Source organism: Amedibacillus sp. YH-ame10 (genome assembly GCF_053848885.1).
Genome location: NZ_JBSPFA010000068.1, coordinates 1 through 1,439, shown reverse-complemented (window position 1 = coordinate 1,439; position 1,439 = coordinate 1). Strand labels below are relative to the sequence as shown.

Sequence of the window (1,439 nt, the reverse complement as noted above, 5' to 3'; positions counted from 1 at the left end):
CGTAAATTATCAGAATAAATGCAGTAAGAAGTAAAAATAGTAAAAAAAGGGAGTTATTGCAGTTTAAGTTAAGTGAAAACGGCAATAACCCTTTTAATATATTGTGAAAGTCATAAAAAAATCCACGACGAAAAAACGGGGTTAATTCCGTTTTTTCAACTTATTTCCGTTTCCTTGTGACAATTATTGCTTTAATTATTTCATTAATTTATCCAATATATCTTTTCCATATATTTCGATAAATGCTTCTTCTGGTGTTGCTCCTCCTAATGATTGCACCCTGCTTTGTATTAATGTTAGATTTATTGAGCGTACCTCTGCTTTGGTATAACGTTCTATGGATTTGCCTTTCGGGAAGAATTTTCTCAATTGCTTATTCATATTTTCTACATTTGGCTTATGATTCGATACATAAGGATCACAATAGAAAATATGGGTTCTTTTATCTTTTGTTATTGGAGAATATTCAAATCCATCCATATCACTGAATGAGGGGTCTCTATCTGTTAGGATATAAGGGAATAGGTCTTGAAATATTTCTACTCCTAAACTCTCCTCTAAAGCATTGAAATGGGCAATCACTTTCTTGCTGTTCGGATTTTTTATAATTGTTAGATAAGTAAAGTGTATTTCTGGTGAGATTAGTGTTAAAATAACTTTGCTATCTGTCTTGATGGCTCCTAAAAAATCTAGTTGCCATCCGTACTCATTCGGATGAGAACGTCGATAAGACAAATAGTTGAGGTAAGTATGATTGCTTCGATCTATCTTATTATTGGAGTAATCATACTTTTTATTATGCCTTCTTTTCTTGTATGTAACGGCTGCAGGAAGGTCTAGAGGCTTAGTTTTAAGATAACCAGTATTAATGTAGCGATATATGGTGGTTACAGATTTGGAGACTCTTTTATCAGTCTTGGATATATGATAAATAGAATGACCTTGGTCGACGCCCTGTTTGATGGCATCGTCTAATGCTTTAAAATCATTAGAATTCATATCGAGACCTCTTCTTGATAATACAAGATTTTTTTTGGCATTCGCATCGGCAATTTTAGGATCATATTTGAATTTATCAAAAGGACAAGTTTTACCATAACGCAAATGACAACCATTACAGACGTAAGGAAAACGTACTAATTTCTTACATGTCTTTTTTGTTTTGTTTAAGGAATGGAGTTGACTGAGAAATCTATTTCTGCGAATTTCTTTAGAGATAGAAGTTGGGTTGAACTCAAGAATCATAGCAATTTCTTTAAGTTTAGAATTTTTACAGAGAAGAGAGTTGATAATCTTTCTTTGATCAAAAGATAAATGTTTCCAGTTTTTCATAAGTAAACCTCCTTTAAAGTGTCACAAGGAAACACACCTATATCTTACACCTTTCATACTTATTGCAGTTAATTTATAAAAAACGGACTTCCAAATAAAAATTTAGG

At 32.1% G+C, this 1,439-nt stretch carries 1 protein-coding gene; it reads right to left on the bottom strand.

The window, feature by feature from the left end; genetic code table 11:
• Positions 1–195: 195 nt before the first annotated feature.
• A complete protein-coding gene (locus ACWG42_RS14915; protein ID WP_455793356.1) occupies positions 196–1,332 on the bottom strand; it encodes an IS30 family transposase in 1,137 nt (378 codons plus the stop codon).
• Positions 1,333–1,439: the final 107 nt, after the last annotated feature.

What these genes read in the sequence shown, in the direction of transcription:
- ACWG42_RS14915 (WP_455793356.1), bottom strand. Translation starts at nt 1,332, where the DNA reads ATGAAAAACTGGAAACATTTATCTTTTGATCAAAGAAAGATTATCAAC.